This is a genomic window from Leisingera sp. XS_AS12, from assembly GCF_041224635.1.
Taxonomy (GTDB): Bacteria; Pseudomonadota; Alphaproteobacteria; order Rhodobacterales; family Rhodobacteraceae; genus Leisingera.
The window spans coordinates 1-15,188 of the sequence record NZ_JBGFGM010000103.1 but is presented as its reverse complement, the minus strand read 5'-3'; the positions used below and the strand labels follow the sequence as shown (position 1 = coordinate 15,188).

The following is a 15,188-nucleotide window of genomic DNA, read 5'->3' as shown; positions in this document are numbered from 1 at the left end:
GGGCAAGCCTTTCGCGCCGCCGCGCCGGATCGATCCTCAAGACGGGCAGAGAGGCAACAGACTGGGCAGCAGGGCGGTCGCAGGCAGGGCGAAGGCAGTCGAAAACGGGCGTCACTTGGGGGAGGGAAGAGGGAGGGGAAACCAGCCGCTTGGCCGGTGGCTAGCCCCCCTGCGGGACGGGGACCGCCGCCCGGCGTCGCATCATGCAGGCAGGGTCGCCCCCTTGGGCCGCGCGCCGCCCCGGGAAGGGGGCGGCGGGCAGGCCAGATGTGTGGTCGTTACTCGGCCAGGATTTCTGGCAGCATACGGTGCGCCTCGTCCTGGATGCTGGCCAGGGCCGCGCGATCTTCGCCGGGGTGGAAGCGGGCGCGCAGCGCGGTGGCCATCGGGCGCGGCTCCAGGATGCGGACCTGCGGGCCGGTGCGCTCCGTCTCGGCCTGCCAGCTGCGGGCCAGCGCCATCTGCGCCGCCTTGGTCGCGCCATAGGTGCCATAGAACTTCTCGCCGGCTTTCGGGTCGTCAAAGAACACGGCCCGGCCCGACTGGCCCAGCAACGGCGCCACATAGGGGATCAGCACCGATGTCGCGGTGGCGTTGACCGCCAGCGCCTTGGTCCAGTCCTTGGGGGCGACCGACGGCGCCGGGCACAGCGCGGTGGCATGAATGGCGGTGTGCAGCCACAGGTCCAGCTTGCCCCAGCGGTCATGGATGCCCCGGCACAGGGTCGCCATCGCTTCGGGCACGGTGATGTCCATCGGCGCCAGCGTGGCACTGCCGCCGGCCGCCTTGATGCGGTCGTCGAGCTCTTCCAGAGCGCCGGTGGTGCGGGCCACGGCGACGATGTGATGGGTGGGGGCCAGGGCTTCGGCCAGGGCACTGCCCAGTCCGCGCGAGGCACCGGTGATGAGAGCGATCTTATCTGTCATGGGCCACCTTGTGGTCCGCGGGCGCAGGCAGGTCAAGGGGCGCTGACAGCGCGCCGCGGCTGCCGGGCCGATTTATGGCAGCGCCTGTCAGATTTTCCGCGCACGGCCGCCGCCATCGCGCGGCCTTCAGCTGACGTCGGAAGTGGTTGGTGTCGGCCGACGGCTCAGGAGCCCGGCATCTCCAGCAGCTTGGTACCGCCACGGCTGCTCAGCACCAGCCCGCGCGCGTCGATCGCGACCACCTGGCCCGCCGACAGGCGGCTGCCACGCTGCACCGTGCGGGTCCGCCCGGAGGGCAGCCGCACCAGCGCCGTCATGCTGTCCTCGGGACCGTACAGCCCCAGCAGGCTCAGGTTGTTGCGGTTCACCGCATTGCTCTGTGTTGCAAGCCCGGCGACCTTGGCAGAGGTGCGGGCTGTGGTATCTGAATTTGCCATGTCGTCCTTCCCCAAAAGGCCATCATAGGTGGGTCTCTGTCGGGGCGTGTGTGACGGCTCGGCAGTTGGGCGGCAAGGGTGTGCGACATACGCCCGCCCGCTTCGGCAGGAAGCCGCGAACCGGGCAGGGGGACTGGGTGGAAAGACGCCGACGCCGGGCCGTTCAGCTGCGCTCAGGCATCATAAACCAGCGACGGCAGGTCGTGGCCATAGGCATAGAGCAGCTCCAGCAGCTCCTCCAGCGAGGCCCCGTCGCGCTGCAAGGGGAACAGCGGGTGGCCTTGCTCGCTCACCTTCAGCTCCGGGTACTGGCCTTCGGGGCGCATCTCCAGCATGCAGCCGGCGGGCAGCGCCAGATCCGGCGGAATCGCGTTGGCCAGCCAGGCCGGACGATCGCCAAGCTTGTCCGCTTCGCGCATCTCGAACAGATCGAGGTAGGCGTCAAAATCATCGCGGCTGAGGCTGGCCCAGGTGCCCAGCACGAATTCCTCGCCGCGACTGTTGGTCAGCGGTACCGCCAGCACCGCGCGGATGAAGCGCAGATCACCCAGGCGGCAGAAATCTTCGGTCAGGATGTCACCGCGGGTGGCCAGAACCGCTGAATTGTCCTCGACCTCCATATCCTCGGGGCAGACATCGGGCCTGTCACAGCTGAGGCTGAGAAGTTGCGCAAAGGTGGCGCCGCAGCAGCGGCACTTGCGCGGAGAACTCAGCATGCGGGCAAGATGCGGATCCAAGAAGAGGCCTTTCGTCAGAAGGCATAGGAAAAGGCGCGGACCATCGCGGCCAGCGCCTCCCTATTGCCGTGTTGCCGCCCTCATACGCCGACGCGCGCGAAAGTTCAAACCCCCGCGTCAGCGATGGGCGAGCGTCAGCCCTGCGCCAGCTTGGATGCGTTCCACGAGGCGCCGGGCACCGGCATGTCCTTGATCTTGGCGCTGACGCGGCTGCTGCCTTCCAGCGCCGCCAGGTAGTCTTCGGTCACACCGGTGACGTAGTTGCCGTCAAAGCAGGAACAGTCAAAGCCCTGGATGTCCGGGTTGCCTTCCTGCGCCGCCCAGATCAGGTCTTCGAGCTTCTGGTAGAACAGCCCGTCGGCGCCCAGTTCATCGCGGATTTCTTCGATGGACAGGCCATTTGCGATCAGCTCATGCTTGGTGGGCATGTCGATGCCATAGACGTTCGGGTATTTCACCGGCGGCGAGGCGGAGGCGATGTAGACCTTCTTGGCGCCTGCCTCGCGGCACATCTGCACGATCTTCTTGATGGTGTTGCCGCGCACGATCGAATCGTCGATCAGCAGCACGTTCAGGTCCTTGAACTCCAGCGGAATCGCGTTGAGCTTGCGCCGGACCGACTTCTGCCGCTCGGCCTGGCCGGGCATGATGAAGGTGCGGCCGACATAGCGGTTCTTCACCAGCCCCTCGCGGTAGCGGATGCCGGTCGCGTTCGCCACTTCCAGCGCCACGGGGCGGGCCGAATCAGGCACCGGGATGATGCTGTCGATTTCCAGGCCCGACTCCTGGATCTGCTTGGCCAGCGCCTGGCCCATGCGCAGCTGGGTCTTGTAGACCGAAACCCCGTCCAGCATCGAATCAGGGCGCGCCAGGTACACGTATTCAAAAATACAGGGGGTGAGCTTGCCCTCGACTGCCTGGAAGGTGTGCATCTTGCCGTCCAGGTCGATCAGGATCGCTTCGCCCGGTTTCACATCGCGGACCTTCTCAAAGCCGTTGATGCCAAAGGCCACGTCCTCGGAGGCCACGCAGTAGTCATCCCCTTCGCCCTGCGCGGGGCGCTTGCCCAGCGACAGCGGCCGGATGCCGTGCGGGTCGCGGAAGGCCAGCATGCCGACGCCGGCAATCATGCACAGAACCGAATAGGCGCCCTGCACCCGTTCCATGGTCATCTTGACGCCGGCAAAGATGTTGCGGATCGGATCCGCGTTGCCGTTGACCTTGATCGCGTCCGCGACCTTGTCGGCCAGCACGTTCAGCAGGATTTCCGAGTCCGAGGTGGTGCGCAGATGGCGGCTGTACTTGCCGGTCACCTTCTCGCGCTGCTCGGCGGTGTTGGTGATATTTCCGTTGTGAACCAGGTAGATGCCATAGGGCGCGTTGACGAAGAAGGGCTGGGCTTCGGCCGCGCTCAGCGAGCCAGCGGTGGGGTAGCGCACGTGGCCCATGCCGACCCGTCCGGTCAGGGTCTCGGCATCCTGCGGGCCAAAGACATCCTTGACGAGACCGTTTGCCTTGCGCTCGCGGAAGAACTCGCCGGTGTAGGTGACGATGCCGGCCGCGTCCTGGCCGCGGTGCTGAAGCATCAAGAGCCCGTCATGTATCTCCGCAAAGACATCCGTATCCCGGCTTGCGATCCCCAAAATCCCGCACATTGGCTGGCTCCAATCCCACTTAGGCTCTGCTGTTCGACTGCTGCTGGAAGCGGCTTGGGCACCTGTGTGACACAGCCCAGGGCAGGGGTGTCAAGCGGTCGCCGGCTGCTGTACGGGCCTGGCCCCGATGGCCAGCTGCGTCCATGGCTGCGCGCGCGTGGCGCGTCGGCTCATCATCACTTAGGCAGGCGTGCAGCAGCGGCAAGGGCTGAGGCTCCGAATCCGTTTCCTGTTCCGGCCCTCACATAGTGCCTTTCCAGGGCGCTGTCATCAAAGGATCACACATCCCTTCTGCGCTGCGGCGTCTGGGCGCGGCAGAAGCGGGCAGCCTGACGGCTGTCGAAAAAAAAGGCCCGCAGCGAACTGCGGGCCAGAGGCAGGGACAAACCATCATCTTGGCGCGGCTGGGTGGTGGGGGTGGGGTGAGCGCCGCGCGAAATCAGGCCGCCAGGATGCGATCCAGAAGGTTGTCCAGCAAGTTGTTCATCGGGCCGGGCAGGCGGGCATCGACCTCGCCCATGCCGGTTTCGGCCAGGGCGCGGCCTTCGTCGCTGGCCAGAACCTGGCGGGTTTCGCTCAGCGACAGCTGGTGAAAGGCGCTGTCCTCGGCGACGTCCCCGGCCGGCAGCAGCATGCCGCATTCGGCCCAGACCAGTTCTTCTTCTTCGAATTCGAAATGAATGCGGCCGAGGCGTTCCGGTGCGGCCGGGGTGATGCCCTTGTAACCGGCCAGGGCGATCAGCTTGGTCACCACGACGGGCAGGCCGAACAGGCGCTCGGCGGTGTCCATCTCCAGAACCACCTTCTGGTCCGAAGGCAGCATCAGGTCGGTGTCGTTGCCCAGGGCGCCGGCCGGAACATGCATGCAGGTGGTCAGGCGCGGCACCGCGTGTTTCACCGCTTTGACTTCCTGCGCGCCGCCATCAAAGGTAAACACCTTGTCGCCGGGCTTGATGTCGCGGGCCTGCTTGAAGCCTTCTTCGGTCTCGACCAGCGTATCGGGGAGGAAGCCGCCGCTGCGCGGACGGGCGCGCTTGGCAGCCGGGGCGGCGGTTTGCGGCAGCGGATTGGTCAGCAGCAGTGCGTCAACCGGCTGAAAGTCAGCAAAGCTTGTAACGTGATCCAGCTGCATTGTTTCGTCCCTTCTGAAGCGTCGTGACCCGGCGTCCTGCCGTTGAAGCCATATCGCCCCCGAATTGGGACCAAATTGGGGCAGCTGTGCGGCCCCTTCCGGGACGCGCCGGGATTCCGGTGGAAAAAACGCCAATTCCGCAGCGGATGTTAACCTTTCCCCCCCGCAGGCTGAGGATTTTTCCCGCGACAGGGGGGATTCCGCGCCTCCTCCCGGCGCAGGCAGAATCACGATTCCCCGTGGTTAACAAAAGGTTAACGTGGCGACAAGCGGTTAAGGAAGTGCTTGTTTTGGCTGTGGATAACTGTGTGAGTGCTTTGCCGCGACAAAAAAGGCGGGTGCCCCATGGGCACCCGCCGTGTCACAGCCAGGCTGCTGCTGTGTAGGTTTACTGGTCGCAGGCGCTGGTCAGCGCCACGTATTGGCTTTCGATCCAGCCCAGGGCCTGCTCGGGGTTGCGCTCTTCGATCTTGCCGATCAGTCGCTCGAACACCCGTGCCGAGCGGCTCTCGTCAACAATCGTGAAATTCTGGCCGGTCATCACCACGTTGTAGACGAAGAACGCGATCGCCACCAAAAGAATGCCGCGCAGCACGCCAAAGAAGAAGCCCGCGCCCTGGTCCAGCCCGCCCAGGGCAGACCGCTGCACCAGCGTCGAAAACAGCGGTGTGAAGAACGAGACCACGATCAGCGCCAGCGCAAACACCGCGGCGAAGGCAGCAATGATCGAGATCTCGCAGCTGTCGGCGATGAACTCGCCCACCACCGGGATCTCGGCCATCAGCGGCTCGACCTGCGGCGCAAAGATGAACGCCAGCACACCGGCGGCAACCCAGCCGGCGATGGCCATGGCCTCGCGTACGAAGCCGCGCGAATAGGCCAGCAATGCCGATACGACGATGACAAGGGCCACGACCCCGTCGATGATTGTGAAACCTTCCATGTCCCTCGCCCGTTTGCCTGCGATATCAAATTTTTTGCGACTTTAGCCGGCCCCGAAGAATTCGCCAACAAATCCCGCAAGATCGGTGGTATGGCGCAGATTCAGGCCGGTCACCGCAATGGATTTGCCGCCGCTGGGGGCTATCGCCGCCGTGAAACCAAGTTTTTGCGCCTCTTTCAACCGGTTTTCGGTCTGCGGCGCCGGGCGCAGGGCGCCGGACAGCGAAATTTCTCCAAAAACCGCGGTATCGGCGGGCAGCGCCACGTCCTCTCGGGCGCTCAGCAGCGCCGCCGCCACGGCGAGGTCGGCGGCAGGCTCGGAAATCTTCATGCCGCCGGCCACGTTCAGGTAGACATCCAACCCGGCAAAGGGAATGCCGCAGCGCGCCTCCAGCACCGCAAGGATCATCGCCAGCCGCGACGAATCCCAGCCCACCACGGCGCGGCGGGGTTGTGAGTGCGGCGAGGGCGCGATCAGCGCCTGCATCTCCACCAGCACCGGCCGCGTGCCCTCGATGCCCGCAAACACCACCGAGCCGGGCGACGGCTCGCCGCGCTCCGACAGGAACAGCGCCGAGGGGTTCACCACCTCCGACAGCCCGCCGCCGGTCATCTCGAAGACGCCGATTTCGTCGGCGGGGCCGAAGCGGTTTTTCACCGCGCGCAGGATGCGGAACTGGTGGCCGCGCTCACCCTCGAAGTAGAGCACGGTGTCGACCATATGCTCCACCACGCGCGGGCCAGCGATCTGGCCCTCCTTGGTGACATGGCCGACCATGATGATGGAAATGCCGTGGCGCTTGGCAAAGGTTGTCAGCTCATGCGCCGCCGCGCGCACCTGGCTGACAGAGCCGGGGGCGCTGTCCACGTGATCGGCCCACATGGTCTGGATCGAGTCGATGATGGCCAGCTGCGGCTTCTCCGCCTCAAGCGTGGTCAGGATGTCGCGCAGGTTGGTCTCGGCGGCCAGCTGCACCGGCGCATCCGCCAGACCCAGCCGCTGCGCGCGCATCCGTACCTGGGCCGAGGCCTCCTCGCCGCTGACATAGACGGTCTTCACCCCGTTCTGGGCAAAGCGCGCCGCCGCCTGCAACAGCAGCGTGGATTTGCCGATGCCCGGATCACCGCCGACCAGGATCGCCGAGGCCGCAACCAGGCCGCCGCCCAGCACCCGGTCCAGCTCGCCCACGCCGCACAGGCTGCGCGGTGGCGGGGTTTCGCGGGTCGACAGGTCCGTCAGCTCGATCGTGCGCCCGCGCTTGATGCCCAGCGACTTCTTCGAGGGGCCGGACGACAGGCCCTTGTCCTCGCTGATGGTGTTCCACTCGCCGCAGCCCTCGCAGCGGCCCGACCATTTCGAAAAGCTGGCTCCGCAGGCGGAGCAGGAGAAAGATGTTTTTGCCATGTGGGATCACTGGCAGATGTTTCTGTTTTGTTCAAGTGTCCACATGCGCGGCGTCGATGCGCGGCGTCGGCCGACGCTCGGAACTGCTGCGCGGATGCGCCTCAGCCGCCGCTGCGTGGCGGCTGGATCGGCACCACGCTGCCGGTTTCCGGGTCAGACCCATCCGGCGGTGTCTGCAGCTGCGCCGACAGTTCCGGCAACAGCTCGAACAGCTCGCCGCGCAGTCGCCCGAGGTGCGATTTGGCAATACTTTCCTCGATCTCCACGTCGCGGCTCCACTGGCGCAGCTCCTGCATGATGATCTGCGCATCCTCCAGCCGCGTCTTGAAGGTGTCCAGCTCCTGCTGGCGCTGGGTGAGGAAGGCGCGGGCGCGCGCCACCTTGTCATCCGAATAGGTCTCCGCCAGCTCGCGGCTGACCTGGCTCATCTGCGCCGCGACCTCCAGCACATCCGGCTCCAGCCCGGCAAGATCGGGGTGGTCGCGCAGGAAGGCCAGCCGCTCCTTCACCGCGTCGAATTCGGACGCCAGCGTGAACACCCCGGCGCGGTCCCCCGCATGGGCCAGCTGATAGGCGTGCAGCACATCTTCCATGTTCAGCGAAAACCGCCGGTGCGAATTCTCCAGCGCCAGGATGCGGCCGTTGGCGGGCAGGAAGAACACCAGCATCACCGCCAGCAGCGTCAGGCCGATCTGCGCCGCCATTCCGGCCTGCGGATGGGGCTCTGCGCCAAAGCCCGCCTGCAGGCTGAGCCACGGCCAGACGCCAAGGGCCGACAGGGCAGTCGCGACCAGCGCCGCCAGCGCGACAAGGCAGATTGCACAGAAGCACAGCCGCATCATCGCGGCCTGCGCGGTGAAAAGGAATGTCTTATACCCGGCCATAGGCCCCCCTCCGACAACATCCACGGACCCGGTCCTGCCAGGCGGGGGAGACCTGATTGCCGCAGGAAATTCCGGTTCCGGGGACTCGATCCCGAACAGTTCTCTGCATTCAACTGGAGCGGTTTGCCCCGGGATCAAGGGCTTAAGCGTTTTTGCGCAGCCCGCGTTCGGTCAGCATGCCCAGCCCCAGCGAGGCCAGGATGCAGGCGGTGAACAGGTAGAGACCCCAGGCGGTCTCGATCGTGCCCAGCCCGATGCCCTTGGCCAGGGTGATGTAAAGCGCGATCAGGAAGACGTCGGCCATCGCCAGCTTGCCCAGCACATGCAGCACCGGCTGCACCTTGGCGTCGAGCAGGTCCCATTGCACCAGCGCCAGCCCGATGGTCTTGAGGTAGGGCGCAAAGATCGCAAAGAAGGTGACCACCAGCGCCAGCGCGGCATCGCTGGCCCACAGCGATTGCAGCCCGGTCAGCACCGAGATTTCCGACAGGCCAAACAGCGGCAGCAAGCCCGCCCGCATCAGGGGCGCAAACCACGCCACCGGATAAAGGACCAGCAGCGACAGGGTGAGGAAGCGGAGGATCATGGCGGCTCGTTTCAATTCATGCCGCCATGACTTGGGGGCTGAGCGGCGGATTTGAAAGGGGAAAACGGCGGCGGCCCACACCCGCCGGGCGTCAGGTTCGGGGGGGGGGGGGTGCCTCCGGCGGGAGTATTTAAGGGAAAGATGAAAGGCGGCGCCTCAGCGCACCGCCTCAATCGGCCCCTCGGCGCGGCCGTGGATGAACTGCTCCATATAGGGATCGCCGGACTGGTCCATTTCGCTCACCGGGCCGGTCCACTGGATCACCCCATCGTGCAGCATTGCCACGTTGTCGGCGATGGCGCGGACCGAGGACATGTCGTGGGTGATGGTCATCGCGGTTGCGCCCATCTCCACCACGATCTCGCGGATCAGGTCGTTGATGACGCCGGACATGATCGGGTCGAGACCGGTGGTCGGCTCGTCGAAAAAGATGATCTCCGGCTCGGCGGCGATGGCGCGGGCGAGGCCGACGCGTTTCTGCATGCCGCCCGACAGCTCGGAGGGAAACAGATCCGCCACCGCCGCGCGCAGGCCGACCCGGCGCAGTTTCTCGATGGCGATCTCGCGGGCTTCCTCGGCCGGGCGTTTCAGCCGCCCGCGCAGCAGGCGAAAGGCGACGTTCTGCCAGACCGGCAGGCTGTCGAACAGGGCCGCGCCCTGAAACAGCATGCCGAAACGCGCCAGAAACGCGTCGCGGTCGCCCGCGCCAGCCGGTTTCCCGTCGACGTAGATCTGGCCGCTGTCGGGCTGGATCAGCCCCAGCACGCTTTTCAGCGCCACCGATTTGCCGGTGCCGGAGCCGCCGATGATGACCATCGACGTGCCCTTGGGAATTTCCAGGGTCAGCCCCTTCAGCACGGCATTGTCGCCAAAGGACTTGTGGACGTTTTCCATGCGGATCATAGCGAGAAGAACACCCCCGTCAGGACAAAGTTGGCGGCCAGGATCAGCACCGCGGCCGCCTCGACCGAGCCCTTGGTGGCGCGGCCCACGCCCTGCGCGCCGCGGCCCGAGGTCATGCCGTAGTAGCAGCCCATCAGCGCCGCGATGGTGCCGAACACGGCGCCTTTGGTCAGCGAGGACAGGATGTCGTGCGCCTCGAGGAAGTCGACGGTGTTCTTGAGATAGGCCGCCGGGTTGAAGCCGAGGTTCTGGGTCGCCACGGTGTAGCCGCCAAGGATGCCGATGATGTCCCCGACCGCGACCAGCACCGGCACGGTGACCAGCGCTGCCAGCACCCGCGGCGCCACCAGGTATTTCATCGGATGGGTGGACAGCGTGACCAGCGCGTCGATCTGCTCGGTCACCTTCATGGTGGCGATCTCGGCGGCGATCGACGAGGTGACGCGCGCCGCGATCATCAGGCCGACCAGCACCGGGCCCAGCTCGCGCACCATGCCGATGGCGACGATCTGCGGCACCACGGCCTCGGCGTTGAAACGCGCACCGCCCGCGTAGATCTGCAAGGCCAGCGCACCGCCGGTGAAGATCGCGGTCAGCCCAACCACCGGCAGCGACAGCCAGCCGATGTTGAGCAGCGCCTGGAACAGCTCGCGCGGGTAGAAGGGCGGCCGCAGCATGTGGCTGAAGACCGAGAGCGCAAACAGCGCTGCCCGTCCCACCGCCGCCAGCGCAGACAGCGCCGTGCGCCCCAGCCGGGCCAGAAGTGCGATCGGTGTCATCCCTGGTAGGTCCGTGCGTGCCGGTGGCCGGTTGCGGTGAGGATCTCGTAGCCGATGGTGCCCGCGGCATCGGCCAGCGTGTCGACGGTCTGCTGTTCGTTCAGAATCGCCAGCATCTCCGGCACTTCGGGCAGATCGGTGACATCCACGGTGATCAGGTCCATCGAGATGCGCCCGACCACGGGGCAGGGGGTCTCACCGGCGTAGAGGTGAATGCCGCCATTGCCCATCGCCCGGTGCAGGCCATCGGCATAGCCGGCCGCCACGGTGGCGATGCGGCTGGGACGCTTGGCGGTCCAGGTGTTGCCATAGCCTGCGGTCTCGCCGACCTCCAGGTCGCGCAGCTGGATTACTGGCAGCTCCAGCTGGACCACCGGCAAGGCATCCTTGAACGGCAGGCCGCCGTACAGGCCGACGCCGGGGCGGCAGAGGTCGAAATGGTAATCCGGCCCCAACAGCATGCCGCCGGTGGCCGCCAGCGAGCGCGGCAGGTCCAGCCCGTCGGTCATCTCGCGGAAGGTCTTCAGCTGATGCGCATTCATCGGGTGCGACGGCTCGTCGGCGCAGGCCAGGTGCGACATCAGCAGCACCGGGTTCTGGCCGAGCGCAATTTCGGCAACCGCGGCCCATTCGCCGGGCTCCATGCCCAGCCGGTTCATGCCGGTATCGAGCTGCACGCCGAACGGATGGCCGGGCAGGGTCTCGAAGTGGCGCAGCATCTGGTCCAGCGAGTTCAGCATCGGCGTCAGCTGGAAATCCTTCAGCAGTTTGGCGTCGCCCTCCATATGGCCGGAAAACACCGAGATGCCCGGTCCCGGACCCAAGGCGCGGCGCAGCGCGCCACCTTCCTCGGCCACCGCCACAAAGAAGTTGCGCGCCCCCGCCTTGGCCAGTGCGGTGCCCACGCGACCTGCATCCAGGCCATACCCGTTCGCCTTGACCACGGCTGCGGTCTCGCAGCCGGTCAGCGCATCCAGATTCCGCCAGTTGGTGACCAGCGCATCCAGGTTGATTGTCAGTTTTCCCGTGCTCATGCGGTGTTCTTGACACGGGTGTGGCGCAGGTCAAGGGGGAAAGCCCATGGCCCCCGCGCATGGGCAAGAAAACGGTTGTGAATCTGCCGCGGGCTTCGCAGGTTGGCAGCAACAACCGGGGAGGGCAGGGCAGAGATGGGGTGGATCGCAGAATTGTTCGGCAGCATCCGCCTGCAAGTGCTGCCCTTTTCGCTGGCGGCGGGCCTGCTGGGCTGGTTCCTGCGCCGCGCCTATGTCGAAAGCGTTGCGCGGCGGCGGCTGATCCGGGCGCTGTTTGCCGAGATCGACTTCAACACCCGCGACATGGAGACCTTCCGCCGCTCCTCGCCCAGTCGCGAGGTCTTGCAGGCGGCGCTGGGGGCAAATCCCGACCTGGTGCCGCATGTGACGGATGCGCGCCACACGGAGATCTACCGGCAGCATATTGCCAGCCTGCATTTCATTCCCGGCCACCTGCTGCACCAGGTGATCGACTACTACGGCCTGCTGGAGAAGATCCGGGTGCAGGTGGAGGGGCTGAACTACGACAGCTACAAGACCCTGTCGCTGGCCGGGCGGGTGCGGGCGGTGGACCTGCTGCGCACCACCAGTGCGGATGCCGAAACCAGCGGCAAGGCGCTGATGGCGGCCTTCCGGCGGACATTTCCCCGCCTGAAACTGACCCGCTACAAGGCGCCACACCGGAGCCGCCCCTTGGACAGCTGACGTCGGACGCGCGGCGTCGCACGCCGCAGTACGGCGCCACAATCGGGCAACGTGAGGACAGATCCCGGAACGTCAGGGAAGTTTACGGGAAGACAGATTGCAGAAAGACAGAAGGGGCCGGTGTCGTTCGGCCAGACGCAGGGGCGCGGCGGCAGCGGTTGCCGCAGCGGTCATACGATGATCGGATCTGGTCCCAGTTTCATGCGTGATCTCCCATTTTGGCCGGTCGCCCGGCAGTCTGGCCTCTGCGTTCCAGCATAGGTGGCCGTGAGGCGTGCGGCAAGCCCTGCAAGGCCGTCGCACGCCTGCTATGTGTGCACGCCGCGGCTTGAATTCAAGTTAAGCTGCCGCGCGCTGCCCGGGACAAGGTCGGATCAATAGTCCTCAGGCCCCTGTTGCCAGGATTTGGCGAGGTTGCCAAAGCGGGTGAACTGCGCCTCGAAGGACAGCTCCACCGTGCCGATGGGACCGTGACGCTGCTTGCCGACGATGACCTCGGCCTTGGCGTGCAGCCGTTCCATCGCCTGCTTCCACTCTTCCATCTTCTCCAGCTCGTGATCGCCGGGCTTTTCCCGTTCCTTGTAGTATTCCTCCCGGAACACGAACATCACCACGTCGGCGTCCTGCTCGATCGAGCCCGATTCGCGCAGGTCCGACAGCTGCGGACGCTTGTCCTCGCGGTTTTCCACCTGGCGCGACAGCTGCGACAGGGCGATCACCGGGATGTTCAGCTCCTTGGCGATCGCCTTCATGCCCATCGAAATCTCGGCGATCTCGTTGACGCGGTTGTCGGACATGCCGCGGCAGAGCTGCAGGTAGTCGATCACCAAGAGGTCCAGCCCGTGGGTCCGCTTCAGGCGCCGCGCCCGGGCGGCCAGCTGCGAGATCGGGATCGCCGGCGTGTCGTCGATGAACAGCGGGCAGCTTTCCAGATCCTTCGCGGCCTGCACGAAGCGGCGGAATTCCTCCTCGGTCATGTCACCCTGACGGATCTTGTGCGAGGAGATTTCCGAGGCTTCCGCCAGGATCCGGCCCGCCAGCTGCTCGGCCGACATCTCGAGGCTGAAGAAGCCCACGACGCCGCCGTCGATGGCGCCTTCGGTGCCGTCGGGCTTGATGCCGCGCTTGTAGGCCTTGGCGACGTTGAAGGCGATGTTGGTCGCCAGCGAGGTTTTCCCCATCGAGGGGCGCCCGGCGAGGATCAGCAGGTCCGAGGGGTGCAGGCCGCCCAGTTGCTTGTCCAGGTCGGTCAACCCGGTGGAGATCCCGGCCATGCCGCCGCCACGCTGGTAGGCCTCGTTGGTGACGTTGACCGCCTCGGTCACCGCCTTGAGGAAGGATTTGAAACCGCTCTCGGTCTGGCCCTGTTCCGCCAGCTGATAGAGCTGCTGTTCCGCTTCGACGATCTGTTCCCGCGGTTCCGAGGCGACGTCGACACGCCGCGCCTTGTCGGCGATCGACTGGCCCAGGGCGATCAGTTCGCGGCGGATCGCCAGGTCGTAGATCATCTGCGCATAGTCGCGCACCGCGAAGGCCGAGATCGACGCACCGGCCAGCTTGGCCAGGTAGGCCGGGCCGCCCAGCTCCTTCAGACCTTCATGGTCTTCGAGGAAGGCTTTCAGGGTAACCGGCGAGGCCAGCGCATTCTTGGAAATCCGCGCCGCGGCCACCTCGAAGATGCGGGCATGAACCGGGTCGTAGAAATGCGAAGAATCGATGATCAGCGCGATCTTGTCGTAGACCTCGTTGTTGGTCAGGATCGCGCCCAGCAGCTGCTGCTCGGCCTCTACCGAATGCGGCAGCTCGTTGTCCGGCATCGCGCTGTCGGCCTGTGCAGGCTCGGGCATCGGGGCCGGAGGGGGCATATCGCCGTCGAAAGGGGTAATCTCGTTCATCACTGCTCTCGTCGTTAGGCCTGCGTTATAGGGCGCGCGGAGGCGTTCTCCTATCTGGGAATCTCTGTGGATACCCTGTGCATATCCGGCGTCTGTCTGTGGATGGCTGGGGGCCATTCGGCTGCTGTCCGGTTTCGGGCAGGCTAAAGGATGCGGGGGGCTTAGGAAAGCCCCCCATATCTTGTGGTTCTTGTCTCTGGAGTGCGATTCGGGGCGCGTGGCTTATCCACAGCGCCCGCCGGGGAACGCGGTCAGCTTGACGTGTCGTCAGGCGGATTTATGCGCATCCTGCCAGGCGCGCGGATCTTTCAGGAAGCGTTCCACCTCGTCCAGTGTCTCGGTGCTGAAAGCGCCCTGCGCCCGCGCTTCGGCCAGCACATCCCACCAGGTGCAGAGGTAGTGCAGCTCCACCCCGTGGTCGCCCAGCGTCTTGGTGGTCTCGGGGAAGATGTCGTAATAGAAGATCACCGCGGTATGGCCGCAGCTGGCGCCGGTCTCGCGGATCGCATCCACGAAGGACAGCTTGGAACCACCATCGGTGGTCAGATCCTCGACCAGCAGCACCCGCTCGCCTTCGCTCATCGCGCCCTCGATGCGGGCATTGCGGCCATAGCCCTTGGGCTTCTTGCGCACATAGGTCATCGGCAGCGCCATGCGCTCGGCCACCAGCGCGGCAAAGGGGATGCCCGCGGTCTCGCCGCCGGCGATGTTGTCGAACGCCTCGAAGCCCGCGTTGCGCATCACGGTGACAGTCATGAAGTCCATCAGCGTCGAGCGGATGCGCGGAAAGGAGATCAGCTTGCGGCAGTCGATGTAGCTGGGCGAGGGCAGGCCGGAGGCCAGCGTGTAGGGCTCATCCGTGTTGAAGTTCACCGCGCCGATTTCCAGCAGCATCCGGGCCGACAGGCGGGCGATTTCTTCTTTCGACGGATAGGAGGAGGGGATCATGGGCAGGGCATCCTTTGCGGCAGCGGTTTTGCTGTCCATAAACCGGATGCGGATCGGTTTGAAGCCCCGCAGATGGCTTGTGGCGGGGGGGGGGGGGGGGGGGGGGGGGGGGGGGGGGGGGGGGGGGGGGGGGGGGGGGGGGGGGGGGGGGGGGGGGGGGGGGGGGGGGGGGGGGGGGGGGGGGGGGGGGGGGGGGGGGGGGGGGGGGGGGGGGGGGGGG

At 66.0% G+C, this 15,188-nt stretch carries 15 protein-coding genes; 1 reads left to right on the top strand and 14 read right to left on the bottom strand.

The window, feature by feature from the left end; all coding sequences use genetic code 11:
• Positions 1–278: 278 nt before the first annotated feature.
• The 12 genes from AB9K35_RS12455 to alr form a co-directional block, all read right to left on the bottom strand.
• A complete protein-coding gene (locus tag AB9K35_RS12455) occupies positions 279–926 on the bottom strand; it encodes an SDR family NAD(P)-dependent oxidoreductase (RefSeq protein ID WP_369926486.1) in 648 nt (215 codons plus the stop codon).
• A 164-nt stretch (positions 927–1,090) separates the two neighbouring features.
• On the bottom strand, positions 1,091–1,363 hold the full coding sequence (locus AB9K35_RS12450; RefSeq protein ID WP_222453550.1) for a hypothetical protein: 273 nt from the start codon (positions 1,361–1,363) through the stop codon (positions 1,091–1,093).
• 173 nt (positions 1,364–1,536) lie between these two features.
• Entirely contained in the window at positions 1,537–2,079 is a 543-nt protein-coding gene (locus AB9K35_RS12445; RefSeq protein WP_222453549.1) for a DUF2199 domain-containing protein, read from the bottom strand.
• Between the two features lie 155 nt (positions 2,080–2,234).
• Complete coding sequence (purF, locus tag AB9K35_RS12440) at positions 2,235–3,755, bottom strand: amidophosphoribosyltransferase (RefSeq protein WP_222453548.1); 1,521 nt, start codon at positions 3,753–3,755, stop codon at positions 2,235–2,237.
• A gap of 439 nt (positions 3,756–4,194) precedes the next feature.
• Complete coding sequence (locus AB9K35_RS12435; protein ID WP_222453547.1) at positions 4,195–4,887, bottom strand: Hint domain-containing protein; 693 nt, start codon at positions 4,885–4,887, stop codon at positions 4,195–4,197.
• 388 nt (positions 4,888–5,275) lie between these two features.
• Complete coding sequence (locus AB9K35_RS12430; RefSeq protein ID WP_222453546.1) at positions 5,276–5,830, bottom strand: CvpA family protein; 555 nt, start codon at positions 5,828–5,830, stop codon at positions 5,276–5,278.
• A 42-nt stretch (positions 5,831–5,872) separates the two neighbouring features.
• A complete protein-coding gene (radA, locus tag AB9K35_RS12425) occupies positions 5,873–7,234 on the bottom strand; it encodes a DNA repair protein RadA (protein WP_222453545.1) in 1,362 nt (453 codons plus the stop codon).
• Positions 7,235–7,335: 101 nt separating this feature from the next.
• A complete protein-coding gene (locus AB9K35_RS12420; RefSeq protein ID WP_222453544.1) occupies positions 7,336–8,118 on the bottom strand; it encodes a hypothetical protein in 783 nt (260 codons plus the stop codon).
• 142 nt (positions 8,119–8,260) lie between these two features.
• Positions 8,261–8,704 carry a paraquat-inducible protein A gene (locus AB9K35_RS12415; RefSeq protein WP_369926482.1) on the bottom strand — a complete coding sequence of 148 codons (444 nt, stop codon included), beginning with the start codon at positions 8,702–8,704 and terminating at the stop codon, positions 8,261–8,263.
• A 156-nt stretch (positions 8,705–8,860) separates the two neighbouring features.
• A complete protein-coding gene (locus tag AB9K35_RS12410; RefSeq protein WP_369926480.1) occupies positions 8,861–9,607 on the bottom strand; it encodes an ABC transporter ATP-binding protein in 747 nt (248 codons plus the stop codon).
• Entirely contained in the window at positions 9,604–10,386 is a 783-nt protein-coding gene (locus AB9K35_RS12405; protein WP_369926478.1) for an MlaE family ABC transporter permease, read from the bottom strand. Before AB9K35_RS12405 ends, AB9K35_RS12410 begins: the two co-directional genes overlap by 4 nt.
• On the bottom strand, positions 10,383–11,420 hold the full coding sequence (gene alr / locus AB9K35_RS12400; protein WP_222453540.1) for an alanine racemase: 1,038 nt from the start codon (positions 11,418–11,420) through the stop codon (positions 10,383–10,385). Before alr ends, AB9K35_RS12405 begins: the two co-directional genes overlap by 4 nt.
• A 135-nt stretch (positions 11,421–11,555) precedes the next feature.
• On the opposite strand from alr, the gene AB9K35_RS12395 reads away from it, so the two are divergent.
• Complete coding sequence (locus tag AB9K35_RS12395; protein WP_369926477.1) at positions 11,556–12,125, top strand: hypothetical protein; 570 nt, start codon at positions 11,556–11,558, stop codon at positions 12,123–12,125.
• A gap of 374 nt (positions 12,126–12,499) precedes the next feature.
• Here AB9K35_RS12395 and AB9K35_RS12390 read toward each other — a convergent pair whose 3' ends face one another.
• Both AB9K35_RS12390 and AB9K35_RS12385 read right to left on the bottom strand, forming a co-directional pair.
• Positions 12,500–14,020, bottom strand: coding sequence for a replicative DNA helicase (locus AB9K35_RS12390; RefSeq protein WP_222453538.1), 1,521 nt, complete (start codon positions 14,018–14,020; stop codon positions 12,500–12,502).
• A 267-nt stretch (positions 14,021–14,287) separates the two neighbouring features.
• Positions 14,288–14,968 carry an orotate phosphoribosyltransferase gene (locus tag AB9K35_RS12385; protein WP_222453537.1) on the bottom strand — a complete coding sequence of 227 codons (681 nt, stop codon included), beginning with the start codon at positions 14,966–14,968 and terminating at the stop codon, positions 14,288–14,290.
• Positions 14,969–15,188 lie beyond the last annotated feature (220 nt).